The organism is Bacillus sp. BACIII (genome assembly GCF_057836745.1).
This window is the reverse complement of sequence record NZ_CM174437.1, coordinates 567,400-590,449: the sequence shown is the minus strand read 5'-3', so window position 1 is coordinate 590,449 and position 23,050 is coordinate 567,400. Positions and strand designations below refer to the sequence as shown.

Sequence of the window (23,050 nt, the reverse complement as noted above, 5' to 3'; positions counted from 1 at the left end):
TTATTTCATCATCATGGTGAGATTGCCTGCTGTAATAATGACTGTGATGCTGAGGAAAAACATGAGAGAGACAATGGCGAGCGCCGCAAAAATATAGAGCACGCTTCTGCTGATGACGCCGAGACACGTAATGACGGGCCCGCCTCCGAGCGGCTGCAGAATGGCGGCCGCGAGCTTATAAATAAAAGCGAGAGAAAGCACTTTGATTGCCGGAAATGCGGAGATGCAGATCAAAATTCCAACACCGAGGATTCCCACAGTGTTTTTTAATAAGAGTGAGGCGCTGATGACCGTATCGGTCGCATCCGTAAACATCCGGCCGAGCACGGGAATAAAATTGCCCGTTATAAATTTTGCAGTCCTGAGGGTGATCCCGTCTGTCACGGCAGCCGAAGCCCCCTGGACGGAGATGACGCCGAGAAACACGGTGAGGAATACGGCAAGCGCGCCGATCGCGATATTTCTGAGGAGATTGGCAAGCTGTGTGACTTTATATTGATCTGTCATCGTGCTGACGATGCTTAAAATCGCTGACAGGAAGATAAGCGGCATGACGATGTTTTGAATGAGCAGGCCGCTCGTATTCATCAGAAATAAAATAACGGGGTGAAAAAAGGCAGCGGAAACGGCTCCCCCGGAAGATGCCAAAAGCGCGAGCAAAAGCGGGATCAGCGCGAGAATGAAGCTTGTCATCGTCTGAATCGCTTCACTGGCATAATTGACGGCAACATGAAAGCTGTTTAAAGCGAGAATAATCAGTACCATATAAACAATCGCATAAGCCACTTTGCTGACGGTGCTCTGCTGGAACGCATTTTGCAGCAGCTGAAGAATGACGCAAAAAATGGTGAGAAGGATCAAAGTTCCCAGAAGTTTTCCGTTTGCAAGCACTTCATGAAACAGATAGGAAAATAAGGCCTTCAGCCACGCCTCAGGCGAGAACGTTTTTTCTCCGTTAATAAAATCGATGATGCTTCCCTTTTGGCTTTCCGGCAGAAGGCCGCCGTATTCTGTCATAATGTCGTCCCAGAACTTTCCGATGCCTTCTGTTTTCAGCGCTTCGGCCTGCTTTTTCGCCACTTCATCAGCCGTTTCTTGGTGAACTGCGGTTTCCTGCGCCGCACCGTCTGTTCCGGCAGCTTGTACACATTCAGTCTGAAAAATTAAGAGGAGGATGAACAAAAAAGCCCCCGCCCACCGAAAGCGCTTCATTTTTTGCGCCCCCTTTCCCTTTATGATTAAGAAGGAATAAGTCCGAGAATCGTTTCAATAATAACGGTCAGTATCGGCACGGCCATCACGAGGATCAAAATCTTCCCGGCCAGCTCTATTTTCGAAGCAATCGCTCCCTGGCCCGCATCTTTTGTCAGCTGTGCTCCGAATTCAGCGATGTAGGCGATGCCGATAATTTTTAAAATGGTTTCCACATAGACCATATTGACATTTGCATTGACGGCTATTTTTTCTATCATTCTGATAATGTCGTAAATCTGGTCGACGAGATAAAGAAAGATCACGCAGCCGCTGAAGACGACAATCATAAACGCGAAAGTCGGTTTCTGTTCTTTTACGATCAGGGAGAGAAACGTGGCGATCAGGCCTAAACCTACAATTTGAACAATCTCAATCTGTAAGCCCCCCTATCCTTGGAATAGAAACACAGCTTTGATCTTTTTGAACAGGTCATCGACAATCGTTGCCACCATAAATAAAATATAGATAAAGCCAAGCAGCGTCACCCATTGGGCGTATTCTTTTTTTCCCATTTGATCAAGTATGGTGTGCAGAAAGGCAACCACGATACCGACTCCGGCGATTTGAAAAATGACATTTACGTCGACTCCCATTTTATGTTTGCTCCCCTCATGTTTACATCAATAGAAGAATGAGTAACAGTCCGGCTAAAAACCCTAAACTTTTCACCATTTTTTCATTTTTCGCCTGCGCCCGTCCGGCATCCGCTTCCGCCGCTTCCAAATGTGTAAGCGCAAGCTTGATATGTTTCTGCTGAGAAACGCGGTCATGGAGCCCGAGCGTCTCTCCGAATTGCTTCAGCACATCGTATTCGCTTTTTTTCATCGCCATGGAGGGCCAGTTATGTTTCAAGCTCTGTTCCCAGGCTGTTTTGGCGGAATCGCTTCCCTGCTCAAGCCTCCTGCTGAAAGCTTGGAACAATGACGATACAGGCTTGGAAAGCTGTGCGGCGATTTGTCCCGAAGCTATGTGCAGCGGCGTATGCCCGAACATAATTTCCGCTTCAAGCGATTGCAGCGCCGCGCGCAGCTGACGGATCTGTCTCGGCCTTTCAATATAGATTTTGGCGATCTCAAATCCCGTCCATGTCGTCGCCGTCAGAATGAACACGGCACCCAAAAGCTTCAGCATGTCATCACGCTTTCAGCATGCGGAACCGGTTCCCCGTCCTTTCCATACATCCTGCTGATCGTTCCCGGACCGCGGCGTCTTGACAGCTCAACATATCGGTCAAACACTTTTTCCTCCCAAAGCATTTTAAGCGACGGCCTTTTGACCAAGTCTTTCATATTCCATCCGTGCGCGGATACGATAACGGTTACGCCGGCATGAAGCGCCTCCATCAGCGCTTTTGAGTCTTCCATTCTCCCGATCTCATCCGCGATCATGACATCTGGACTCATAGAGCGGATCATCATCATTAGCCCTTCCGCCTTCGGACAGGCGTCAAGGACATCCACTCTGCGGCCGAAACTGTGCTGGGGAATGCCCCGCAGGCAGCCGGCAATTTCTGAGCGTTCATCTACAATAGCGGTCTTTTTCGCCGGAATGCGTTTCGATCCGGTGCTTGAAAGCCGGGCCAAATCACGAAGCAAAGTCGTTTTCCCCGTTTGCGGAGGGCCGATGATCAGCGTATTCAGCCAGTTTTCTTTCCATAAGAAAGGGATGAGCGGTTCTGCAATGCCAAGCTTCTCCCGGGCGATTCGAATATTAAAGGAAGTAATATCCCGGAGTCCTTTGACAGCTCCGTTTTCAACGATGACTCTTCCGGCGAGCCCCACACGGTGGCCTCCTCTGATTGTGATATATCCTTTTTTCAGCTCTTCTTCCAGCGTGTACATACTGTAATTGCTGAGCCGGCTGAGGATCAGCTGTGCGTCGCCGGCCGTACAGATATATGACAAAAACAAAGGTTGTCCTTTTCGGATCAGTTCAACCGGCCTGCCGACGCGGATTCTGATTTCCTCTGTATCCCGGCGCGTTTCTTCAGACACGGCGGAGATGGCATCTCTCAATAATTCAGGGAGAACCTCTGTAATTTCATTCAATAGAGTCTCCTCCTTTTTTACCGATTGGCTTCTTTAAAATGTATGATCCGGGACAGACTTTATGACACCCGGACCCCTATTTGTGAACACCGGCTAGAATCAGCACAACCCCCGCGAAAATCAAAATCAATTTTGCATATGAAAGCTGTCCGGCAATCTGATAAATGCCGATCGTCATCGTGATGATAAAGATCAGCGGGCCGACGATTGCCAAAATACTATTCACCACAACCGCTTTTCTGATGTCGTTTGTAACAAGCATGATAATGGCCGCCGATAATTCAATGAGAGAGGACAAAACTCGTAAACCGGCCATCGTTAAAACAGTAGAATTGATTGAACCAAACAAAAATTTCATTGCAATCCCCCAACTTCAAGCATTTTGTTACACTATATGCTCTAGCTGACGGAAGTAGTCTCACTATTTTCATATAGAAGAAAGATTCTGTTTCAAACGCAAAAAAAGCCTGCCCCGTAAAAGGAGCAGACTCTGAATTTCTTTGACTACGCTCTTGACACGTAAGAGCCGTCTGATGTATTTACAACAAGCGTATCGCCTTCGTTCACAAAGAACGGTACGTTTACGACAAGGCCTGTTTCCGTTTTGGCAGGTTTTGTGCCGCCCGACGCCGTGTCGCCTTTAATTCCCGGCTCTGTTTCAACAACTTTCAGCTCAACTGTGTTCGGCAGTTCAATACCGAGCGTTTCAGCCTGATACATCATGATGTGCACAGACATATTTTCCAAAAGATATTTTAATTCTTCTTCGATTTGGTTTTCGTTCAATTCAAGCTGTTCATATGAGCTTGTATCCATGAACACGTGCTGATCTCCGTTGGCATAAAGATACTGCATCGTTTTTGTTTCGATTTGCGCTTTCGCCACTTTTTCACCTGCACGGAATGTTTTCTCCTGAATAGCGCCCGTGCGCAGATTGCGAAGTTTAGAACGGACAAATGCCGCGCCTTTTCCCGGCTTTACGTGCTGGAAGTCAACGACGCGCCAAATGCCGCCGTCTACTTCAATCGTTAATCCTGTACGAAAATCGTTAACTGAAATCATGTTTGATGTCCTCCTATATTCCAATCACAAAATAATTAATTCTTTAGGGGAATGCGTAATTGTCCGGTTGCCGTCCTCTGTGATGATGATATCATCTTCGATTCTTGCGCCCCCAACTTCCGGTATGTATATGCCCGGCTCAACCGTTACAGCCATGCCCGGCTCAAGAACGGCCGATGACCTGAAAGACAGCCCCGGTGATTCATGGACCTCCATTCCGAATCCGTGTCCTGTTGAATGGCCGAAATACTGTCCGTAGCCTTTTGCGGTGATGTGATCCCTCGTCAGGGCATCCGCTTCTTTTCCCGTCATGCCGGGTTTAATATGCAAAACGCCAAGCGCCTGGGCATCGTATACGACCTGATAAATTTCTTTCAGTTTATCACTTGGCTCTCCGACCGCGATGGTGCGTGTGATATCAGAACAATAGCCTTTATAATACGCGCCGAAATCGAGCGTGACCAAGTCTCCCTTTTCAATCAATTTGCCGCTTGCCACTCCGTGCGGAAGGCTGGATCTCACTCCCGAGGCGACGATCATATCAAAGGAAGAACCGTCTGCTCCCTGACGTCTCATATAAAATTCAAGCTCATTTGCAACTGAAATCTCTGAGATGCCCGGTTTAATAAACGTCAGAATATGTTCAAACGCATCATCCGCAATCTTCGCAGCTTCCTCTAATATCTTAATCTCTTCACTTGACTTAATCAAGCGCAACTTTTCAACGGAATCCGCGACGGGAACCATCTCCGCTTCCTGCAGCACCGCTTGGCAGGATGCATATGTTCCGTACGTCATGCTGTTTTGCTCAAAGCCGAGTTTTTTAATGCCGTACTCAAGAATCGTATCCGCAGCCGTTTGGATTAAGCTTCCGCCGTGCTCGATAATATCAAAGCCCTTTACTTGCGCCTTCGCCTGCTCGGTGTAACGGAAATCCGTGATAAATGCCGCGCGTTCTTTCGATATGACCGCAAGGCCTGACGAACCCGTAAATCCCGTCATATACTGCAGATTGGCGGAGCTTGTCACCAACATTCCGTCTATATCCAGCTGACCGAACAGATTTCGCAATTTCTCAAGTTTCATTCCCTTTCTCCTCCTCGCCGATTCTTGACTGCCGCCTGACACCGCGGGAGCATCCCCATCCGGTTTTCAGCATAAAAAATGTTCACTTCTCGTGAACATTTTACCATACCGGACAGGGATTATACACTTATTCACTTGTTGCCGAGCGCCCTTGCAAGCTTGTCTGACGTAAGCTCATTGTAGTTGAAAGAAATCGAGTAGCCGACAAACAAACCATACAGAATGTAAAGGCAAATCGTCGTCACGATTGTATCTGATTTCAATTCAGTGACAGATTTCACGTCTTCGAAAATCGGATTGAATAAGAAAAAAACCGCACACCATAAAATGACGCCGTATACCATCCCCGGCCACATCGTTTTAAAACGCTTCAGACAGACAAAATATATAAATGCCCCGGCAATCGAAATGAATCCGATGACAACGATGCTGACCATCGTGCCGAGCCATTGTTTTTTCCATTCTCCGATCATAAACGGCTGAAGAATCATGTTAGGACTGATCTCTGAAAAATGAAAGATATATCCGAGATAGCCGATCAAACTCCAAAATACACCGCCGGCAAATCCGATACCGCAAATTCTCCCGGTAAATGAAACAGGCTGCTGATCATCATCCTGCTTCTTTTTTTCTTCCTGTTCTGAATGTTTTTCGCTGGTCATCATGGCACCTCCAGTCATAGAGTGCCCCAAAATTGAAAAGTCATAAAAAGTTCCGCCATATTTTCATTTAATGAGTAAATTCTAGGAAACCGGGTATACTGCTTGTAGAAAAAGCATTGATTTTCCGGCTGTCAAACTAGAGGTTTACCGCTGTTTCCTGTACAATAGAGTGAAAGAAAATGGTTAGTAAATCCTAAGAAAACAGGCAGGTTGATAAACAATGTCCAAACACAAAACGCCGCCCGCATACGGCGGTCAGGCTGTCGTTGAAGGGGTTATGTTCGGCGGCAGAAAAAATTATGTTACCGCCATCCGCAGGAATGACGGAAGCATTGATTTTTTCAAGCTTCCGAGAGTGCCGAACCCCAAGCTTTCGGTTTTAAAAAAGATTCCTTTTTTGCGGGGAATCGTCGCAATTATCGAGGCAAGCGCCAACGGCACAAAGCATTTAAACTTCTCCAGTGAACGTTACGGGCTTGACCCCCAAGAGGACGCCAAGCTGGAACAGGAAGATAAGAAGGGTTCGGGATTATCAATGTTTTTCAGCCTGGCGGTGATCGGCGTTCTATCGTTTTTGTTCAGCAAATTCGTTTTTACGCTCGTCCCGGTCTTTTTAGCTGAGCTTGTAAGGCCCGTTTTTTCCTCAGATGCCGCGCAGATCGGCATCGAAAGCCTGTTTAAGCTTATCCTGCTTCTCGGCTACATTTATTTTTTATCAATGACGCCGTTAATTAAAAGAGTGTTTCAATATCATGGAGCCGAACATAAGGTCATAAACTGTTATGAACAGAATTTACCAATTACGATAGAAAATGTTCAGAAACAGTCGCGGCTGCATTACCGATGCGGTTCAAGCTTTATCTTATTTACGATCATTGTCGGCATGTTTGTCTATTTACTCGTTCCGACAGATCCGCTTTGGGTGCGGATTTTAGACAGGATTGCGCTTATACCGGCCGTCCTCGGCATCTCCTTTGAAGTGCTCCAGCTGACGAACAGGGTTCGGAATATCCCCGTTTTGAAGGTGCTCGGTTATCCCGGCCTGTGGCTGCAGCTTTTAACGACAAAGGAACCGGAAGATGACCAGGTCGAGGTTGCCATAGAAAGCTTTAACGAGCTTCTCAGACTGGAAGACATTTCAGAACAGAGCGAAAAGCCGTCTCACAACGCAATCTGAACCGTTACCTGTTATTATTTTCGGAGGTGGGCAGTTATGAATCATCGTGTACAACCTTTTTTTGCTGTATTAATAGCGCTTGGCGCATTCGGTTTCGTTTATGCGGCGGTCACAAACCCCGCGCAGATGATCTCAAGAGCGATCACCGTCATTATCGCAGGCATCATTATTTATTTTATCGTGAGATCGGTCCTGAACCGCCGCACCGGACGTGACGGAACCGCTTTCAGAAAAGCGGCCAAACAATCGCGGCTCCGAATGAAGGAGCACAAAGCGAAGCACCGCGCCGGCCACAGGGGGCGGGTCAGCCATTTGCGGAGCGTGCCGAGCAGCAGCAGACCGAAGCCGATGATTCTGAAGAAAAAAAGCCAGACCCAGCTTACCGTCATAGAAGGTAAAAAGAATAAAAAGAAAAACAGAGCGCTTTTTTAATAGCTCCATTGCTTCAAAAATTGCTCTGTTTTGCTTTTTCCTAGCTCAATGAGAGCTAGTTTTTTTTGCGGTGTGAGGTGAAACTCCGTCGCCATCACATGTTCCACGGGAATAAAAATAATATTCTGTTCGTACTTTGTCGCGATATGTCTGGCATCATGAGCGTCTTTCATCGTTTCAAACAAAGCGCCGAACAGCTCAAAAGCGTTCCGGATTGATTTCTTCGGACGCTCTTTTTCATTAGGAGAAAGCGAAATTCCGATGACCGGCCGTTTGCGCTCTTTTGAAAACAGCCAAATCGGAAAATTGCTTAACACGCCGCCGTCAACAACCGTTGAAATGCCTTTTTCGGTCTTCAGTTTAATCGGTTCAAAAAAATAAGGGATGCTGCAGCTCATTCTGACAGCTCTGGCAACCGGGAACACCTCCGGATTTAATCCGTAGCGGGGAAGGTCGTCGGGAAGCACGATCATCGTTCCGTTCGTCAGATCTGAAGCGATCAGACGGAGCGATCCTTTTTTCATATCGCCGAATGCGATGATGCCCTTCGCTTTTAATTTATCCGCAATCCACTTTTCCAGCACATCGCCTCTGTACAATCCGAGGCGCCAATATATCGACACCCACTGCAGGATTTTCAGCGGGAGGAATGAGTATCTCTGATCAAGCAATTGCCTTCCGTCCACATCATCGATGATCGCATGAACCTCTCTGCTCGTGTAGCCCGCAGCGATCAATGCGGCAATAATCGCGCCGGCGCTTGTTCCGGCGAGCCTTTCAAAGCGAAAGCCCTTTTCTTCCAGCGCTTCATAAGCGCCGGCAAGCGCGACCCCTTTTATTCCCCCGCCCGAAAATACGCCGTCAATCTGCATACCGCGCCCTCTCCCTTCCATCCAAGGTGTATTATTATTTTAAGAAACGGCTTGGGGAAATAGACCAAAGAATGAAGACATTAAAAAAAGGGCGCCTATTTGGGCCGCCCTTTTATTCACCGGGATTTTCGGTTTTTTTCTGTACGGATTTCAATTCTTTTTTCCGGCTGTCGTCATCTTCAAAATACTGGACGAGATCGCCGATGCGGTCAATGCTGTTCCAGCTCAGATGATGTTCGATTCCTTCTACATCATTGTAAATCTTCTCTTCATCAACACCAATGATTCGTAAAAACTGCTCAAGCAATTCGTGTCTGTATACGAGCCGTTTGCCGATCTTTTTACCTTTTGACGTCAATACGAGCCCGCGATATTTTTCATAAATCAAATACTCGTCTTTATCTAGTTTTTGAACCATTTTCGTTACAGAGGAGGGATGGACTGCCAAAGCTTCCGCGATATCAGAAACCCGCGCATATCCTTTTTCTTCTATCAGCATATAAATCTGTTCAATATAATCTTCCATACTTGGTGTTGTCATCGTACCCCTCCCAAAAAGCACCTTAACTTAATAAACCATTACAAGTTTACACTAACGGTTATGAAAAAACAAGGATGCTTCCGGTCTGTCAAGCCTTAATCAGCGCTTATAATTCCATTCGTCAGACGCGTATTTCGTCTCAGCCAGATCATTGACAAACGCAAGCTCTTCAGGAGTGAGCGTGTAAGGTTCAAGATGAATGTTGAGGCCTTCCTCAAAACCGGCTTTAAAAGCGGTTCTGGCCTCATCCATCGTAACCGGTTTTTGGGCTAAGGCGTTGATGGCTACCGCTTTGTTTTTGAAATTCCGCTGCATGCGCTCACGGACTCTGTCGCTCGGATATAAAAACAGATCAAACAGCTTGTCCTCATCAATGTCAAGCAGGATAGAGCCGTGCTGAAGAATAACGCCTTTTTGGCGTGTCTGGGCGCTTCCCGCAACTTTCCGTCCTTCGACGACCAGCTCATACCACGAAGGCGCATCAAAGCAAACGGACGAGCGCGGATTTTTCAGGCTTTCTTTTTCTTTCTCCGTGCGCGGAATCGCAAAGTAGGCATCCAGCCCAAGGTTTCTGAATCCCTGCAGGATGCCTTCTGAAATGACCCGGTACGCCTCTGTCACCGTGGCCGGCATTTCCGGGTGATCCTCTGAAACGATGACGCTGTATGTCAATTCTTTATCATGCAGAACACCCCGTCCGCCTGTCGGTCTTCTGACAAACCCGAGGCCGTGTTTATGTACTGCGTCAAAGTTAATTTCCTTCTTAATATTTTGAAAATATCCGACAGACAATGTTGCCGGATTCCACCCGTAAAAACGGATCACCGGGGGAATTTTCTTTTGGCTGTGCCAATATAAAAGCGCTTCATCCAGCGCCATGTTAAATGCCGGGCTTTCGTTCCCTGAGTCAATAAACCGCCATGTTTCTTTTTCCATAAACTGAACCCTTCTTTATCGTTTTAATAAAATCAGTTTATCAAACTGCCGTGAAAATGAAAAATATTTCGTTTCATTAAGGATGACAATCGCTCCATGCTTTACTATAATAGTATTTGTCCCAAAACGTCCGGTAAGCCTTGTTTTCAGAAGCAGGGTTTTGATTTTATAAGCTAAAGGAGTAGAATCGCATTGTCTAATATGATTGCTTTAATTATTGTTGCGGCGTTTATCGTTTATATGATCGTGTCGTATTTTTACCAACAGCGTTTAATGAAAACACTTACGGAAGAGGAATTCCGCGCGGGCTACAGAAAAGCGCAGCTGATTGACGTCCGTGAACCGAATGAATTTGAAGGCGGCCATATTCTCGGCGCGCGCAACATTCCGCTGTCACAGCTGAAACAGCGCAAAAGCGAAATCCGTCCTGATAAACCCGTTTATCTGTACTGCCAAAACAATGTCCGCAGCGGACGCGCGGCACAGACGCTCCGCAAACACGGCTGCAAGGATATTTACAACCTGAAAGGCGGCTTTAAAAAATGGGGCGGAAAAATTAAAGCAAAGAACCAATAATGAAAAAGAGCTTTCCGTTTATACGGAAGCTCTTTTTTTTACACCCCGTCAGATGTATGTTCGTATTTTAAAACCGGCTTTCTTGCGGCCTTGGTTTCATCCATTCTTTTGACAACCGTGGTATGCGGCGCCTCCTGAACGATTTCAGGCGATTCCTCCGCCTCCCGCGCAATTTGAATCATCGCATCTATAAACGCATCAAGCGTTTCCTTGGATTCCGTTTCCGTCGGTTCGATCATGATGCTTTCTTCAACATTCAGCGGGAAATACACAGTCGGCGGATGATAGCCGAAATCTAAAAGCCGTTTGGCAATATCAAGCGTTCTTACGCCGAGCTTTTTCTGCCTTCTTCCCGATAACACAAATTCATGCTTGCAATGACGGTCATACGGGAGATCATAATAAGGCGCGAGTTTTCTCATCATATAATTTGCATTTAAAACCGCGTTTTCGGTCACAGCTTTTAAGCCGTCAGGCCCCATGGAACGGATATACGTGTAGGCTCTGACATTAATGCCGAAGTTGCCGTAATAAGGCTTTACGCGCCCGATCGATTGCGGGCGGTCATCGTCAAAAGTCAAACGGCCCTCTTTTTTCGTGAGAACGGGTTTCGGCAGATACGGAATGAATTCTTTTTTTACTCCGACCGGCCCCGAACCCGGTCCTCCCCCGCCGTGCGGCCCGGTAAATGTTTTATGCAGATTAAGGTGAACGACGTCAAATCCCATATCTCCCGGTCTTGCTTTACTTAAAACGGCATTTAAATTCGCTCCGTCATAGTAAAGTTTTCCGCCGGCCTGATGGACGATTTCAGCCATTTCCGTAATGTTTTCCTCGAATAATCCGAGGGTGTTCGGATTCGTCAGCATCAGCGCTGCTGTTTCTTCATTGACCGCTCTTTTCAGATCTTCAATGTCAACCAGTCCGTGTTCATTCGACTTGACGGTAATCGTTTCAAAACCGGCGACCGTAGCGGATGCCGGATTCGTGCCGTGGGCTGAATCAGGGACAATGACCTTCGTCCGTCCGAAGTCCCTGCGCGCTTCATGATAGGCGCGGATCATCATCAGGCCGGTCCATTCGCCGTGAGCCCCCGCGGCAGGCTGCAGCGTCACTTCGTCCATGCCCGTAATTTCCTCCAAATGTCCGCTTAAATCGTATAAAAGCTCAAGCGCCCCCTGAACCGTGTCCTCGTCCTGAAGCGGATGAATGGCGGAAAAGCCTGGGAACCGGGCAACTTTTTCATTTAATTTCGGATTGTATTTCATCGTACAGGAGCCGAGCGGATAAAAACCTGAATCAACTCCGTGGTTTCTTCTGGAAAGAGCGGTATAATGCCGCATAATATCAAGCTCTGATACTTCCGGCAGCTTTGCGTCTTCATCGCGGATGCAGTCACCGGGAAGAAGGCTCTCAAGCTCTGTTTCCGGCACATCAAGCTCCGGAAGGCTGTAACCGATACGCCCTTCGCGGGACATTTCAAAAATAAGCGCCTGATCTTGATTATTCATGTTGATCCCCCAATCCCGCAATAAGCGAATCGATCTCTTCTTTTGTTCTCAGCTCTGTGACGGCAATGAGCATATGCTGATTCAATTCCGGATACGCAAGGCCTAAGTCATATCCGCCGATGAATCCGTCTTGCAGGAGCTGCCGGTTTGCTTCTTTGACGGGGAGGTTCAGCCTGACGGCAAATTCATTAAACATCGGGCCGTCGAATGCTACGTGCAAGCCGGCTTTTTCCGCTTGGCGTCTCGCATAATCGGCTTTCAGTATATTTTGGCGTGCCATGTCTTTGACGCCGTTTTTTCCGAGCGCCGTCATCGCGACTGAAGCTGCTAACGCATTCAGCGCCTGGTTTGAGCAGATGTTAGAGGTGGCTTTGTCTCTTCTGATATGCTGCTCGCGTGCCTGAAGGGTGAGAACAAAACCTCTCCGCCCGTTTTCATCCTCCGTTTGGCCGACAAGCCGGCCCGGCACCTTTCTCATCAGTTTTTTCGTTACTGCAAAATAGCCGCAGTGCGGGCCGCCGAACGCCGCAGGTATGCCGAAAGGCTGCGCGTCCCCGACGACGATATCAGCTCCGTATGCTCCGGGCGGAGTCAAAATACCGAGGGCAAGCGGGTTAGAAGAAACAATCAGCTGGCTGTTCCCTTTATGTGCGAGCGGCTCAATGTCCTTTAACGGCTCAATTTGTCCGAAGAAGTTCGGATACTGGACGATTACGGCGGCCGTTTCATCACAGACGGCATGTTCTAATGCGTCAAGGTCTGTGACGCCGTTTTTTGCAGGCACCTCTACAACTTCAATATATTGGCCTTTTGCGTATGTTTTCAGAACATCCCGTGATTCCGGATGCACGGCGGCGGAAATGACGATTTTTTTCTTTTTCGTATGTCCTGACGCAAGCATCGCCGCTTCTGCCAGCGCCGTTCCCCCGTCGTACATGGAGGAGTTTGCAATATCCATACCTGTTAATTCGCAAATCATCGTTTGAAATTCAAAAATCGCCTGCAGCTCTCCTTGTGAAATTTCAGGCTGGTAAGGCGTATACGCCGTGTAGAACTCTGACCGGGAAATCACATGATCGACGATAACCGGCTGATAGTGATCGTACACTCCTGCCCCCAGAAAAGATGCATATGTAACAGCGTCCTTATTTTTCGCCGCAAGCTTTGTCAGCTCTCTCGTCAGCTCTGTTTCTGATTTTGCTTTTTTAATTTGGTAGTCTTTTTGAAACCTCACATCTTCCGGAATATCGGCAAACAGTTCATCAATTGAATCTGCGCCGATGGCTTTCAGCATTTCTTTTTTATCCTGTTCTGTCGCGGGCAAATATCGATGCTTCATATGACTCTCCTTTTTCAGCTCTGTTTTGGGCGTTTATAAAACGGTGTGCGGACAATCTTTGCTTTTACCGTTTTTTTGCGGATTTCCACTTCGACTTCCGTTCCGATTTCACTGAATTCCGTTTTGATTAAGGCAAGGCCGATATTTTTCTTTAAAGTCGGAGATTGTGTGCCTGTCGTGACTTCCCCGATCAGAGCACCGTCTTTTTTCACGGCGTAACCGTGTCTCGGAATTCCCTTTTCAATCATCTCAAGCCCGACCAGCTTACGCGGTGCTCCTTTTTCTTTCTGTTCACTCAATACAGACTTCCCGAAAAAATCGGAATCTTTCTTGTGTTTTACGGCAAATCCGATTCCGGCTTCAATCGGCGTAATGTCTTTCGTCAATTCCTGACCGTATAAAGCGAGCTTCGCTTCAAATCTCAGCGTATCACGCGCACCGAGACCGCACGGAACGATTCCTTCATTCTCTCCCGCTGTAAGAATCTCCTTAAACAGATGCACCGCGTCTTCATTGCGGCAATATAACTCAAACCCGTCTTCACCGGTATAGCCTGTTCTTGAAAGCAGAACTTGGCGGCCGGCAACGTCAGCTCCATCAATAAACGTAAACGGTTTTAAGGACGACACATCACATTCAGTCAGCTTCGCAAGAACTGCCTGAGCATTCGGCCCCTGAACGGCTAGCAGTGAAATCCCGTCAGACTGATTCGTCAGCGTGACATCCCCTTCCGCGTGTTCTGTCAGCCAAGCGATATCTTTTTCAATATTGGACGCGTTAATCACAAGCAGATAGCAGCTCTCGCTTTTCTGATAGATCAGCAAATCATCGACCGTACCGCCGTCAGGATAACACATGGCGGTATAGAGCGCGCTTCCCGGATTTAAATCGGCAACGTCATTTGTCATCATTTTTTGCAGAAAAGACAGGGCGTCTTTACCGGAGACTTCGACTTCTCCCATATGGGATACATCAAACAGACCCCCCTTTGTGCGGACGGCTTCATGCTCCTCTTTAATAGAAGAAAATTGAACCGGCAGCTCCCATCCTCCAAAATCAATCGTTTTTCCGCCGTATTCTTTATAAACGTCATAAAGCGGTGTTCGTTTCAGCATCATCTTCCCCCTTCAGTCATTGGCGCATTGTAAAGACATATAAAAAAGGACAGAGAAACACCTCATGAAAATGAAGGTTTCTCTGTCCCGGCACCTGAAAGTTTACTTTATGAAAACATCATAAAGACGTCCCCTTTGGTGGTCTGCTGCTTCAAACCGCAGACACTCTCCAGAGTTGCGTCGAGCAAGAGTTCTTTTGCCTGAGAGATTCACTCCGCAGTTTGCTCCTTCGGCGCCCGGATGCACATTTTTCGTCCGAGTCTCTCCCCTTGCTGTCATTCGCTCATATTTACCAATTGTTATGGACATACTAAAGCAATATCTTAGGTGAAATGATTACTTATATCCTACCACCCTCACATACGTCCGGCAACAAAAATGATGATAAATCAGTTTTTTAAAAGAAAGGCGGTTTTGTTACATATGACAGCAGAGATCATATTTGATGCAAACTGGCCGGGAGAGTTTTCTGAGCGGCTGAAAACCGACGGTCCCTGGTCAAATTGGGAGATGTACAAACTGTCGGCTGAAGTCCAGCAGACCCTTGCCATTCCTGAATTCGAAGGGTTGAGGGCTCCTTTATACCTGCCCGATTTCACTCCGCTTCCCCATCAGCTTGAAGTCGCGCAGAAAGTCGTTGAAAAAATGAATGGCAAAGCGATTTTGGCTGATGAAGTGGGGCTCGGAAAAACGGTCGAAGCGGGACTGATTTTAAAAGAATACATGATTCGCGGGCTGGCCAAAAAAATCCTGATTCTTGTGCCGGCATCACTCGTTTCCCAGTGGGTGAAAGAGCTTCAGGAGAAGTTTTTAATACCCGCTGTTGAACAGAAGAAAAGCTATGTGTGGGAACAGTGCGATATCGTCGTTTCTTCTATTGATACGGCAAAACGCTCGCCACACAAGGACATTGTGCTTTCGATTCCGTATGATCTCGTCATTATTGACGAAGCGCATAAGCTCAAAAACAGCAAAACGAAAAATTATGAATTTGCGAGAAGTCTTGTGAAGAAATATTGCCTGCTTCTGACGGCGACCCCGATTCAAAACCGGATCGAAGAAATTTTCAATTTAGTGTCACTGTTAAAACCCGGCCACTTAGGAAATGAAAGCGGATTTCAAGAAACGTTCAATCAAAAGGACGGGATTGACGCTCATGAGCATTTAAAAGAGCTCGTCAATAAAGTGATGATCCGCAACACACGGAGCGACACGGGGCTTACATGGACGAAGCGCCACGTGGAAACAGTGCCGATCACCTTTTCACCGACGGAACAGGCGCTCTACGATGACATTAACGCACTGAAAAACGGCACGGAAAAGCCCGCAAGCGCATTTTCCATTATGACGCTGCAACGGGAGTGCTGTTCAAGCAGGGAAGCCGTGTATATGACGCTTAAAAAAATGCTTGATCAAAAAGACAAACAAGCGCCCGCTTTCGATGAACAGACGATTGCCAATTTAATGGACCGCATCAATCAAGTCACGCAAAACTCAAAAGCGATTCAAGTTGTTGACTTGATTAAAAAGATTAATGACAAGGTCATTATTTTTACTGAGTATCGGGCGACACAGATTTACCTGCAATGGTTCCTCCAGCAGAACGGCATAAGCTCCGTTCCGTTCAGAGGCGGATTTAAGCGCGGGAAAAAAGACTGGATGAAGGATCTCTTCCGCGGCAAAGTGCAGGTCCTGATCGCTACAGAAGCCGGAGGGGAAGGAATCAACCTGCAATTTTGCAACCATATTATCAACTATGACCTTCCGTGGAACCCGATGCGGCTTGAACAAAGAATCGGTAGGATTCACAGACTCGGTCAGGAAAGAGATGTCCACATCTACAATATGGCGACAAAACATACGGTGGAAGAGCATATCTTAAAACTCTTGTATGACAAAATTCATTTATTTGAAAATGTCGTCGGAGAACTAGATGACATTTTAACAAAAATCAAAGTGAGCAATTTTGAAGATCATTTACATGATATTTTATGCCACTCGCTGACAGTGGAAGAAATGCGGATCAAAATGGACAACCTTACCTCTTTCTTATCGTACGGTACGGAAAAACCCGCCAGAAAAAAAGGCTCTTAATTTAAAAGGAGGAAGCGCGACATGAGACAGCAGGAGGTTCACCAATTTTTACTGCGCTTTTTTGAAGCGAACCACTGCCCGATTACTGAACACGGGCCGGGTTTTATGACGGTTCAGTTGACGGTCGAGATGGACAAACAAATTATGAACCGCCCGTTTTATTGGCATTGGCGTGAAAAAACGGGCGGCGAACCAAACCCGATGAAGATCACGTTCATCACTGATAAAGAAACGGCTCCGGAGGATATGGACGGCGAGTTTATTTACTTTGGAGCCCCGCGCCTCTTTCAAATCTTTCAAGCAGTTAAACAAAATGGGAGATTTACAAGAATATATGAGAAAATTGTATCAGCCGGAGCCAGAGTGCCGCTTCAGCCCTGGCTTGGATTAAATGTAGTGATTTCATACCAATCCGACATGAAAAAAGACAGACTTTTGTCTTTAGGCCTGCATCTTGTTTCTGGAACAATCGTTGAAGGATTTCAGCAGAAGCTTGCACCGCTGCCGATGACATCACAAATATCAGACTATTGCTTTACCATATCGCCGATGATTAAGCCGGAAAGCGGGATTAAAAGGATGGAGCATTACTTAAAAAACGCTGCCGCAAAAGAACCGTCAGACTGGGCCGACAGCGCGGTCGCCAGATGGAAGAAGGATCTCAGGCTGCTCGATCAGTTTTACGAGCAGACAGAGGAAAAACCTGAGGAATACCACTTGGAAAAACAAGCGCTGAAAGCCTTATATCAGCCGAAAATCCACATTCAGATCGAAAATGGCGGTTTATTTTTCCTGCAAAGTAATTTTTCTGGATAAGCGTTATCCATTCGACACCTTTCCCGTTTTTTCTAGAAATTCTATATTATAATAAAAGTATACAGAAAAAATTTCTGGCGTTTCGCATGCGATGAATCACTTCCAGACATGTAAAGATAAGGTCATGGGCGGATTGGCTGAAATACATAAACAAGTATTTTAGGAGGAGAAAATGCATGAAAAATGCAAAAATGGAATTTTCGCAATTAGATAAGGAATGGGTTGAGCTGATATTAGAAGCTCAAAAAGCAAATATCAGCCTGGAAGAAATACGCAAATACCTGCATTCGCATAAAAAGTCTTCTCAACATATCCAGGCCGCCAGAAGTCATACCGTAAATCCTTTCTGAATGTGCTATAATATCACAAGGAAGGTGATGACATTGATTGGCCAGCGTATTAAACAATACCGAAAAGAAAAAGGCTACTCACTATCAGAACTAGCTGAAAAAGCTGGGGTAGCGAAGTCTTATTTAAGCTCAATAGAACGAAATTTACAGACGAACCCCTCCATTCAATTTCTAGAAAAAGTCTCCGCTGTTCTGGACGTCTCGGTTCATACTTTACTTGATGAAAAACATGAAACCGAATACGATGGTCAATTAGATAGTGAATGGGAGAAATTAGTTCGTGATGCGATGACATCCGGGGTATCAAAAAAACAATTTCGTGAATTTTTAGATTATCAAAAATGGAGAAAATCGCAAAAAGAGGAGTAGTGCCGCCATATGTGCACAACTCCTCTTTTATCTGCCCGCCGTTCGGATTAGTTTTTATCCTCACTGTGAGCCTTTTCGTTTTCCTTCACGTAACCGTCTTTATCCGTATGATCTTTTGTAATGGTCAAGCCGTTCCATTGCGTCGCTTCAAAAGAGAATTGAAGAGAAATCGCATTGCCCTGGAATTTGTTTTGGACACTCAGTCCGTCCGCACCTTTTGCAGTATCATTTTTAAATTGGATTTCCATCCGCACCTGATCATAATCAACAGGCGTTTTCGGAACTCCGTCATACTCAGGCGCCGTCTTGCCATTAATGGTTGCTACATTGACTTTTCCGCTCTCGCTCAGGAATTTCGGATCAATGTGTTTGCTGATCGCTTCGGCGGCTGCTTTATCCTGTTTTGTTGACATTAAGTATAAGTCTTTCAGGCTGGCTGCCTTCAAAATGATATTTTTAGGATAGCCGTTGCCGCCTTCTTTGCCGACTGTCAGAACCGTAATTTCAAACTGGCTGAGGAAATCTTCCGCAGATTCGTTTCCTTTTTTCGCTCCTTTGAAGTCAGTAAAATTCAAAGCCATCAGCACTTCTTTAATGGCAAGTGAGCCATTATTCCTGAATTCAAAATCTTTCGTCAATTTATCACCTGGTTTTAAGTTTGACAAATTGACATTGGCTGATTGTTCTTTAGCCGATAAATCAAGCGTTCCTGACGCAAATGTGGCGTCCGTCGACTTCACATCATTAAATGCGGCCCATGTGCCTCCTCCCACTAATGCTAAACCGAGTGCGGCTGAGGCAACGCCCAAGCTTAATTTCTTTTTCATACCCATGTTTGTATTCCCCCTACTTTTTCTTTTTTGTTATCAAATCCTGTCGCCAGGTTGCAACCGTATTCATGTGGACATCGTCCCGTTTTTCGCATGTTCTTCCAGCGCTTTCGTCTTCCGCTCGATATCGCGGAGAGCGCTGACAATAACAGTTATTGAGTAAATCAAAAGCATGACGCCGGGAACGATTAGCAGAATCGCCGTTCCGATCGGCTGGCTTGCCAAATGTATGACATATCCCGCATACGGAAGCTGATATCCCGTATACTGAGCCACCACGTTTTCAGCTTGAACAGGAGCGGCATCCGGAGCGGCATTATGGTCTCCTTTTGTCTCAAACATCAGGTGCCCGCCCTTTTTTGTGATCCCGATAATTCTGTGTGTTACGGCTGATCCGTCATTTTGTGTAAAAGTGATGACATCGCCTTTTTTTAAATCATTCACGTCAGTAATTTTCTTTACCGCTATGAGCGAACCCGTCTTAAATTCCGGGTCCATTGAACCCGACAGCACGGATTTAAGCGTATAGCCGAAGATGGCCGGCTCACCGCCGGAAGCCCGGGTCGAGATCACCGTTAAGGTCAGCACAATAATCAAACTGAAAATGACGGCATACAAAATATTACTGATCAGTTTCAGCGTTCTTTTCATGTTCTTCCCCGCTTTCTTTTACCGGCTCAGCCGGCTCTTTCTCCGTTTTCTTTAGATCGGAAACGGTCGCCTGTTCCCGGCATTTGACAAGCTTCATCGGTTTTGACCACTCATACTTTTCATCATCCGCAGGATACCCTTCAGGCTTGTAAACCTTGAATGCGTATATGCCTGGCTGCAGGGTCCGCTTTGACTCAATTTTATAAATCGTTTTGCTTTTTTTATCAGTAATAAGCCCTTTGTCCACAACATTCCCGTTTTGCAGAGGCTGTTGCTGAGAGGCGATTTTATGAAGTTCCCATTTCCAGTCAGAAACAGTCCGCTCTTTTCCCCTATTCTCCAGCTCAGCATAGAGTTGAAGCGGCGCACACACGGCGCCCGACGTATCAGTTTGATTTGTTATATGTAAATCACTTTGATCCCAGCGTTCGTCATAACGGCAATTGTCATCGGTATATCGAAAATCTCCGCACGTTTGAACCGGAAGACTGAAGCTTTTCACATCATTAAAGGAGGAACTCGTGTCACCCGTAAACTGAGCACATATCGTCACGGACAGACAGAAAATGAATGAAAGCCGCAAAAACAGCATGATCCTCCATCTCCCCTTACCGCTTTTCTCCACTCGCAACAATCGGAACATGCCTTACCCCCTGTAAAACTGTTAATAAATATAACAATCGTTCTTTTTAAAGAACTGCACAAACAAAGTATAATCAAGGTTTATCATCTTGAAAAATGTCAAAAACGGTCAAATTGTTCGTTTTTAAGAATATAATCTTTTAAAAACATCGTTTTGCTCCAAATTACACACCTTTTTGGAATTTTTTCTAATAAAATGTGAGAAAATAATGAAGTGTCCAGAACAAATTGGAAATCATATACAGCGAAGGGACGAAGAATGATGATCAAACAAAGTCTGATTTGCCTTTCTCTTCTTGTTTTCGGGGTTTCAGGAATGGATCAGGCGGAAGCGGCGCCTTATTATGCTGTTCACCATAAATCAAAATGGGAAAAAATCGCGGAAAAAGAAGCTAAAAAAAGATATCCGCTCGCGCAAACGTTATTTATTCAAAAGGTGTGGGACCGTAAAAGAACAGATGAAGCAGTAAAACAATACCACCTGACATTGCGGGAAGGCGCTAAAGAATTTGGTGTGTTTGTTACGATTTCTTTTAATCCCTACAGCCAAAAAGTAAATAAAATTGCCGTCATTGAGGAATACCAATAAAGGCCCTCCTGTATCAGGAGGACCTTTCGTGTGTTACACTTTATTTTTTCCGCTGCATCCACAGCTTAAAACTATACGGCAATATTCCGAACCAGTGCTGGGAAGCCGGCACTTTCTTTTCTTTCCGCACTTCTTTTCGCTCTTTCCGTTCCTGTTTCGGCGTATCGAAATATTTAACGAATTGCTCAGTCATATATTTTACATAATCGTTTGTTTTCACGGCTCTCACCTCATATTGCTGTCTTTACTATGAAGTGTTGTCCCGCCGCCTCTTTTTTATACTTCTGTCCATTGAATCAGCTGTTTCTTCTTCTGATTGAACAAAAGGTGAACCTCCCGTCTCGTCCCTGACGCTGTTTCCGCCTGAATTGTAACCTGAACCGTTTCCCGCTTACCGCTTTCGGTGATCTGAAAGGAAACGGTTCCGTATGGAAAACGATGTGTACCGGTTCGGCCCTTTTGTCCCTGTATCACATGACGGCTTGACAGCAGCGCGCCGTTTTGAAGCAGGTTCTCACCGATCCAGTACTCCCCGGCCTCTTTTGCAAAGGTTTTTCGGGTGATGAAATCAGATGAAGTATAGCTGATGACAAGTAAAACCGCGGCAGAAACAAACAGAACCGCGGGATATATAAACCCGTCAGATTTGTACATTTAATCACCTTTTAAAGAGCTGTAAACCGGAATGGCTGCCTGATTCTTTTTACCTGTATCGCTTGAGATCTCTAATAAAAGCAGGCCGTTTTTCACACCAGCCGTTAAAGATGCCGCATGATGCAGGATCGGCACGTGGCCTTTTCCGTTCACTCTTTTCCTTATCATCGTATGGTAGATTTCAAAACGCACTTCTTCGCCTCCTGCTTTCCGGCAGCTTAATGCCTGTCCGCCGTCCGCCGGCTTTACAGTCTCGGCCTGTTTACATTCATTCATAATCTGCTGAACGGCAATATGATACTCCCGGCTGTCTATTCCGCCGTTATCGCTTTGGCCGGATAAAAACAAATGTAAAATCGGGCTCAGGGTGCTTGATAAGAAGAGACAGACTGCCAAGGAAAACAAAACATTAAGAAGCGTAAAGCCAGTCTGTTTTGAGAATGCTGAGACACATTTCTTTTTCGCCGCGGACAGCCGCACAGACTTTGTAATAATCACCTTCCTCCTTCCACGTCACACCGGGAGACGGCTGCTTTTTTCCGGACATCATATAAGCGCTGATGCGTTCCTGGAGAAGCTGGCGCGCTTTTTGGCGTTCCTCTGTTTTCAGATTATCCGTCAGCAGGTCCGTCCAGACCGGAACGATAGAAATCATAAGAAACAGCCAAATGGCCATTGCTGATAGTGTTTCAATAGTAGAGAACCCTTTATTTCCGTTCTGCATGGACATTTCCGCTCCCTAGGTAAACTGTTATTTCATAAGTGACCCCTGCGTGCTTCAATTGAATCTTTCCGCCGGAATTCGGATGGCCTTTTTCATTAAATTCAAGGCTCTCCGGCAAGGTCATAAGTGTAATATGAAGCGAATCAAATGAACGCTCGACAGCCTTTCCGGCTGACTGGAACTTGTATTTATGCTCTTTGGGGAGAAAAATGATTTTTGTTCTTTTATGCTCTGCGACAGCCGTTTCCTGAACAAGCTGAATATCTTTTTGGAGCTGTTCTGTTTTTTGCCGAACGGCCAGATGGGTATAAACCGGCGGAAGCGCCGTGAACAAGACCGTCAGCAGAACGGACGCCAGGCTTAACACAATCAGGCTTTCAAGAAGGGTGAATCCGCTTTCTGTCAGCCTGTTATTGTTCAACTGTAACTTCCCCGCCGCTAATTAAGATCTGTTTTCCATTCGGACAGGCTGTATTCTTTTTGATATATCCCTCTGATTGTAAGTCTTTCATATCCGGCATTTTTCCTTCATGGTCGATTTCGTACGCCGTCACTTGGGCTTTCACCATATTCTGCAGTCCTTCACAGCCTTTATGCTGTATGCTTTGATTATGTTTTGTAACGTTAGGAATCGTTATTAAAAGCAGAATTGAAACGATAAATAACACGATCAGCATTTCAATTAAAGTAAATCCATCTTGATTTTTCAGACGAAGCACT

Annotated in this window: 32 protein-coding genes and 1 riboswitch; of the genes, 8 read left to right on the top strand and 24 right to left on the bottom strand. The window is 46.0% G+C overall.

Features of this window, described 5'->3' with window-relative positions:
• The 9 genes from spoIIIAE to ACXN9U_RS03195 form a co-directional block, all read right to left on the bottom strand.
• On the bottom strand, positions 1-1,212 hold the full coding sequence (gene spoIIIAE, locus ACXN9U_RS03235; RefSeq protein ID WP_064777768.1) for a stage III sporulation protein AE: 1,212 nt from the start codon (positions 1,210-1,212) through the stop codon (positions 1-3).
• A 26-nt stretch (positions 1,213-1,238) separates the two neighbouring features.
• A complete protein-coding gene (spoIIIAD, locus tag ACXN9U_RS03230) occupies positions 1,239-1,628 on the bottom strand; it encodes a stage III sporulation protein AD (RefSeq protein WP_076982559.1) in 390 nt (129 codons plus the stop codon).
• Positions 1,629-1,640: 12 nt separating this feature from the next.
• Positions 1,641-1,847, bottom strand: coding sequence for a stage III sporulation protein AC (gene spoIIIAC / locus ACXN9U_RS03225; protein ID WP_003153142.1), 207 nt, complete (start codon positions 1,845-1,847; stop codon positions 1,641-1,643).
• Positions 1,848-1,869: 22 nt separating this feature from the next.
• Positions 1,870-2,385, bottom strand: a complete 516-nt coding sequence (spoIIIAB, locus tag ACXN9U_RS03220; protein WP_016938992.1) for a stage III sporulation protein SpoIIIAB — start codon at positions 2,383-2,385, stop codon at positions 1,870-1,872.
• A complete protein-coding gene (spoIIIAA, locus tag ACXN9U_RS03215) occupies positions 2,379-3,302 on the bottom strand; it encodes a stage III sporulation protein AA (protein WP_489202162.1) in 924 nt (307 codons plus the stop codon). The genes spoIIIAB and spoIIIAA overlap by 7 nt, the downstream gene beginning before the upstream one ends.
• Positions 3,303-3,378: 76 nt before the next feature.
• A complete protein-coding gene (locus ACXN9U_RS03210) occupies positions 3,379-3,660 on the bottom strand; it encodes a YqhV family protein (RefSeq protein WP_016938990.1) in 282 nt (93 codons plus the stop codon).
• A 146-nt stretch (positions 3,661-3,806) separates the two neighbouring features.
• Positions 3,807-4,364, bottom strand: coding sequence for an elongation factor P (gene efp / locus ACXN9U_RS03205; protein WP_060964781.1), 558 nt, complete (start codon positions 4,362-4,364; stop codon positions 3,807-3,809).
• Between the two features lie 24 nt (positions 4,365-4,388).
• The gene (locus tag ACXN9U_RS03200) at positions 4,389-5,450 is read right to left on the bottom strand and encodes a M24 family metallopeptidase (RefSeq protein ID WP_060964780.1); all 1,062 of its coding nucleotides are present in this window, start codon (positions 5,448-5,450) and stop codon (positions 4,389-4,391) included.
• A gap of 131 nt (positions 5,451-5,581) precedes the next feature.
• A complete protein-coding gene (locus ACXN9U_RS03195) occupies positions 5,582-6,112 on the bottom strand; it encodes a YqhR family membrane protein (RefSeq protein ID WP_060964779.1) in 531 nt (176 codons plus the stop codon).
• A 220-nt stretch (positions 6,113-6,332) separates the two neighbouring features.
• Between ACXN9U_RS03195 and ACXN9U_RS03190 the strand changes: the two genes are divergently transcribed.
• Positions 6,333-7,289: a DUF1385 domain-containing protein gene (locus ACXN9U_RS03190; protein ID WP_489202161.1), complete on the top strand. Its 957-nt coding sequence runs from the start codon at positions 6,333-6,335 to the stop codon at positions 7,287-7,289.
• 36 nt (positions 7,290-7,325) lie between these two features.
• A complete protein-coding gene (locus tag ACXN9U_RS03185; RefSeq protein ID WP_489202160.1) occupies positions 7,326-7,721 on the top strand; it encodes an SA1362 family protein in 396 nt (131 codons plus the stop codon).
• Here ACXN9U_RS03185 and ACXN9U_RS03180 read toward each other — a convergent pair.
• From ACXN9U_RS03180 to ACXN9U_RS03170, 3 genes are all read right to left on the bottom strand, one after another.
• Positions 7,718-8,593 (bottom strand): patatin-like phospholipase family protein, encoded by an 876-nt coding sequence (locus ACXN9U_RS03180; protein ID WP_060964776.1) that lies wholly within the window; start codon positions 8,591-8,593, stop codon positions 7,718-7,720. The genes ACXN9U_RS03185 and ACXN9U_RS03180 overlap by 4 nt on opposite strands.
• Positions 8,594-8,705: 112 nt before the next feature.
• On the bottom strand, positions 8,706-9,134 hold the full coding sequence (gene mntR / locus ACXN9U_RS03175) for a transcriptional regulator MntR (protein WP_013352852.1): 429 nt from the start codon (positions 9,132-9,134) through the stop codon (positions 8,706-8,708).
• A gap of 99 nt (positions 9,135-9,233) precedes the next feature.
• Positions 9,234-10,070, bottom strand: a complete 837-nt coding sequence (locus ACXN9U_RS03170) for a lipoate--protein ligase family protein (protein WP_489202159.1) — start codon at positions 10,068-10,070, stop codon at positions 9,234-9,236.
• Positions 10,071-10,262: 192 nt separating this feature from the next.
• Here ACXN9U_RS03170 and ACXN9U_RS03165 point away from each other — a divergent pair, with 192 nt between their 5' ends.
• Positions 10,263-10,646: a rhodanese-like domain-containing protein gene (locus tag ACXN9U_RS03165; RefSeq protein ID WP_013352854.1), complete on the top strand. Its 384-nt coding sequence runs from the start codon at positions 10,263-10,265 to the stop codon at positions 10,644-10,646.
• A 38-nt stretch (positions 10,647-10,684) separates the two neighbouring features.
• Here ACXN9U_RS03165 and gcvPB read toward each other — a convergent pair whose 3' ends face one another.
• Genes gcvPB through gcvT form a run of 3 tightly spaced genes read right to left on the bottom strand, consistent with a single transcriptional unit; the run spans position 10,685 to position 14,611 of the window.
• A complete protein-coding gene (gcvPB, locus tag ACXN9U_RS03160) occupies positions 10,685-12,157 on the bottom strand; it encodes an aminomethyl-transferring glycine dehydrogenase subunit GcvPB (RefSeq protein ID WP_060964775.1) in 1,473 nt (490 codons plus the stop codon).
• A complete protein-coding gene (gcvPA, locus tag ACXN9U_RS03155; protein ID WP_489202158.1) occupies positions 12,150-13,496 on the bottom strand; it encodes an aminomethyl-transferring glycine dehydrogenase subunit GcvPA in 1,347 nt (448 codons plus the stop codon). The genes gcvPB and gcvPA overlap by 8 nt, the downstream gene beginning before the upstream one ends.
• A gap of 14 nt (positions 13,497-13,510) precedes the next feature.
• Complete coding sequence (gcvT, locus tag ACXN9U_RS03150) at positions 13,511-14,611, bottom strand: glycine cleavage system aminomethyltransferase GcvT (RefSeq protein ID WP_060964773.1); 1,101 nt, start codon at positions 14,609-14,611, stop codon at positions 13,511-13,513.
• Positions 14,612-14,789: 178 nt separating this feature from the next.
• Positions 14,790-14,890: riboswitch (glycine riboswitch) on the bottom strand.
• A gap of 144 nt (positions 14,891-15,034) precedes the next feature.
• Here gcvT and ACXN9U_RS03145 point away from each other — a divergent pair.
• The 4 genes from ACXN9U_RS03145 to sinR all read left to right on the top strand — a co-directional run bounded on the left by ACXN9U_RS03145 (position 15,035) and on the right by sinR (position 18,240).
• The gene (locus tag ACXN9U_RS03145) at positions 15,035-16,705 is read left to right on the top strand and encodes a DEAD/DEAH box helicase (protein ID WP_489202157.1); all 1,671 of its coding nucleotides are present in this window, start codon (positions 15,035-15,037) and stop codon (positions 16,703-16,705) included.
• Between the two features lie 21 nt (positions 16,706-16,726).
• Positions 16,727-17,521, top strand: a complete 795-nt coding sequence (locus ACXN9U_RS03140; protein ID WP_438420222.1) for a YqhG family protein — start codon at positions 16,727-16,729, stop codon at positions 17,519-17,521.
• A 176-nt stretch (positions 17,522-17,697) separates the two neighbouring features.
• A complete protein-coding gene (gene sinI, locus ACXN9U_RS03135; RefSeq protein WP_016938977.1) occupies positions 17,698-17,871 on the top strand; it encodes an anti-repressor SinI in 174 nt (57 codons plus the stop codon).
• 33 nt (positions 17,872-17,904) lie between these two features.
• Entirely contained in the window at positions 17,905-18,240 is a 336-nt protein-coding gene (gene sinR, locus ACXN9U_RS03130; protein ID WP_003226345.1) for a transcriptional regulator SinR, read from the top strand.
• Between the two features lie 47 nt (positions 18,241-18,287).
• Here sinR and tasA read toward each other — a convergent pair whose 3' ends face one another.
• From tasA to tapA, 3 genes are all read right to left on the bottom strand, one after another.
• Complete coding sequence (tasA, locus tag ACXN9U_RS03125) at positions 18,288-19,073, bottom strand: biofilm matrix protein TasA (protein WP_016938976.1); 786 nt, start codon at positions 19,071-19,073, stop codon at positions 18,288-18,290.
• Positions 19,074-19,136: 63 nt separating this feature from the next.
• Entirely contained in the window at positions 19,137-19,721 is a 585-nt protein-coding gene (sipW, locus tag ACXN9U_RS03120) for a signal peptidase I SipW (RefSeq protein WP_060964770.1), read from the bottom strand.
• The gene (gene tapA, locus ACXN9U_RS03115) at positions 19,693-20,364 is read right to left on the bottom strand and encodes an amyloid fiber anchoring/assembly protein TapA (RefSeq protein WP_489202156.1); all 672 of its coding nucleotides are present in this window, start codon (positions 20,362-20,364) and stop codon (positions 19,693-19,695) included. Before tapA ends, sipW begins: the two co-directional genes overlap by 29 nt.
• 258 nt (positions 20,365-20,622) lie before the next feature.
• Between tapA and ACXN9U_RS03110 the strand changes: the two genes are divergently transcribed.
• Positions 20,623-20,952 carry a DUF3889 domain-containing protein gene (locus ACXN9U_RS03110; protein ID WP_016938972.1) on the top strand — a complete coding sequence of 110 codons (330 nt, stop codon included), beginning with the start codon at positions 20,623-20,625 and terminating at the stop codon, positions 20,950-20,952.
• A 40-nt stretch (positions 20,953-20,992) separates the two neighbouring features.
• On the opposite strand, the gene ACXN9U_RS03105 is transcribed toward ACXN9U_RS03110, so the two are convergent.
• From ACXN9U_RS03105 to comGC, 6 genes are read right to left on the bottom strand one after another with little or no spacing between them, the layout of a single operon-like run.
• The gene (locus tag ACXN9U_RS03105; protein WP_022552966.1) at positions 20,993-21,172 is read right to left on the bottom strand and encodes a YqzE family protein; all 180 of its coding nucleotides are present in this window, start codon (positions 21,170-21,172) and stop codon (positions 20,993-20,995) included.
• Between the two features lie 56 nt (positions 21,173-21,228).
• The gene (comGG, locus tag ACXN9U_RS03100; protein ID WP_060964768.1) at positions 21,229-21,606 is read right to left on the bottom strand and encodes a competence type IV pilus minor pilin ComGG; all 378 of its coding nucleotides are present in this window, start codon (positions 21,604-21,606) and stop codon (positions 21,229-21,231) included.
• Entirely contained in the window at positions 21,607-22,104 is a 498-nt protein-coding gene (gene comGF / locus ACXN9U_RS03095; protein WP_489202155.1) for a competence type IV pilus minor pilin ComGF, read from the bottom strand. It lies immediately after the preceding gene.
• Positions 22,016-22,330: a competence type IV pilus minor pilin ComGE gene (gene comGE, locus ACXN9U_RS03090; protein WP_489202154.1), complete on the bottom strand. Its 315-nt coding sequence runs from the start codon at positions 22,328-22,330 to the stop codon at positions 22,016-22,018. Before comGE ends, comGF begins: the two co-directional genes overlap by 89 nt.
• Complete coding sequence (gene comGD, locus ACXN9U_RS03085; protein WP_045926719.1) at positions 22,314-22,751, bottom strand: competence type IV pilus minor pilin ComGD; 438 nt, start codon at positions 22,749-22,751, stop codon at positions 22,314-22,316. Before comGD ends, comGE begins: the two co-directional genes overlap by 17 nt.
• Entirely contained in the window at positions 22,741-23,049 is a 309-nt protein-coding gene (comGC, locus tag ACXN9U_RS03080) for a competence type IV pilus major pilin ComGC (protein ID WP_016938966.1), read from the bottom strand. The genes comGD and comGC overlap by 11 nt, the downstream gene beginning before the upstream one ends.
• Between the last annotated feature and the right edge of the window lies 1 nt (position 23,050).

Bases quoted from the DNA above. Each gene is read 5' to 3' on its own strand.
- spoIIIAE (WP_064777768.1), bottom strand. From the start codon at position 1,212: ATGAAGCGCTTTCGGTGGGCGGGGGCTTTTTTGTTCATCCTCCTCTTA.
- spoIIIAC (WP_003153142.1), bottom strand. From the start codon at position 1,847: ATGGGAGTCGACGTAAATGTCATTTTTCAAATCGCCGGAGTCGGTATC.
- spoIIIAB (WP_016938992.1), bottom strand. From the start codon at position 2,385: ATGCTGAAGCTTTTGGGTGCCGTGTTCATTCTGACGGCGACGACATGG.
- ACXN9U_RS03210 (WP_016938990.1), bottom strand. From the start codon at position 3,660: ATGAAATTTTTGTTTGGTTCAATCAATTCTACTGTTTTAACGATGGCC.
- efp (WP_060964781.1), bottom strand. From the start codon at position 4,364: ATGATTTCAGTTAACGATTTTCGTACAGGATTAACGATTGAAGTAGAC.
- ACXN9U_RS03200 (WP_060964780.1), bottom strand. From the start codon at position 5,450: ATGAAACTTGAGAAATTGCGAAATCTGTTCGGTCAGCTGGATATAGAC.
- ACXN9U_RS03195 (WP_060964779.1), bottom strand. From the start codon at position 6,112: ATGACCAGCGAAAAACATTCAGAACAGGAAGAAAAAAAGAAGCAGGAT.
- ACXN9U_RS03190 (WP_489202161.1), top strand. From the start codon at position 6,333: ATGTCCAAACACAAAACGCCGCCCGCATACGGCGGTCAGGCTGTCGTT.
- ACXN9U_RS03185 (WP_489202160.1), top strand. From the start codon at position 7,326: ATGAATCATCGTGTACAACCTTTTTTTGCTGTATTAATAGCGCTTGGC.
- ACXN9U_RS03180 (WP_060964776.1), bottom strand. From the start codon at position 8,593: ATGCAGATTGACGGCGTATTTTCGGGCGGGGGAATAAAAGGGGTCGCG.
- mntR (WP_013352852.1), bottom strand. From the start codon at position 9,134: ATGACAACACCAAGTATGGAAGATTATATTGAACAGATTTATATGCTG.
- ACXN9U_RS03170 (WP_489202159.1), bottom strand. From the start codon at position 10,070: ATGGAAAAAGAAACATGGCGGTTTATTGACTCAGGGAACGAAAGCCCG.
- gcvPB (WP_060964775.1), bottom strand. From the start codon at position 12,157: ATGAATAATCAAGATCAGGCGCTTATTTTTGAAATGTCCCGCGAAGGG.
- gcvPA (WP_489202158.1), bottom strand. From the start codon at position 13,496: ATGAAGCATCGATATTTGCCCGCGACAGAACAGGATAAAAAAGAAATG.
- gcvT (WP_060964773.1), bottom strand. From the start codon at position 14,611: ATGCTGAAACGAACACCGCTTTATGACGTTTATAAAGAATACGGCGGA.
- ACXN9U_RS03145 (WP_489202157.1), top strand. From the start codon at position 15,035: ATGACAGCAGAGATCATATTTGATGCAAACTGGCCGGGAGAGTTTTCT.
- ACXN9U_RS03140 (WP_438420222.1), top strand. From the start codon at position 16,727: ATGAGACAGCAGGAGGTTCACCAATTTTTACTGCGCTTTTTTGAAGCG.
- sinI (WP_016938977.1), top strand. From the start codon at position 17,698: ATGAAAAATGCAAAAATGGAATTTTCGCAATTAGATAAGGAATGGGTT.
- tasA (WP_016938976.1), bottom strand. From the start codon at position 19,073: ATGGGTATGAAAAAGAAATTAAGCTTGGGCGTTGCCTCAGCCGCACTC.
- sipW (WP_060964770.1), bottom strand. From the start codon at position 19,721: ATGAAAAGAACGCTGAAACTGATCAGTAATATTTTGTATGCCGTCATT.
- tapA (WP_489202156.1), bottom strand. From the start codon at position 20,364: ATGTTCCGATTGTTGCGAGTGGAGAAAAGCGGTAAGGGGAGATGGAGG.
- ACXN9U_RS03110 (WP_016938972.1), top strand. From the start codon at position 20,623: ATGATGATCAAACAAAGTCTGATTTGCCTTTCTCTTCTTGTTTTCGGG.
- comGG (WP_060964768.1), bottom strand. From the start codon at position 21,606: ATGTACAAATCTGACGGGTTTATATATCCCGCGGTTCTGTTTGTTTCT.
- comGE (WP_489202154.1), bottom strand. From the start codon at position 22,330: ATGCAGAACGGAAATAAAGGGTTCTCTACTATTGAAACACTATCAGCA.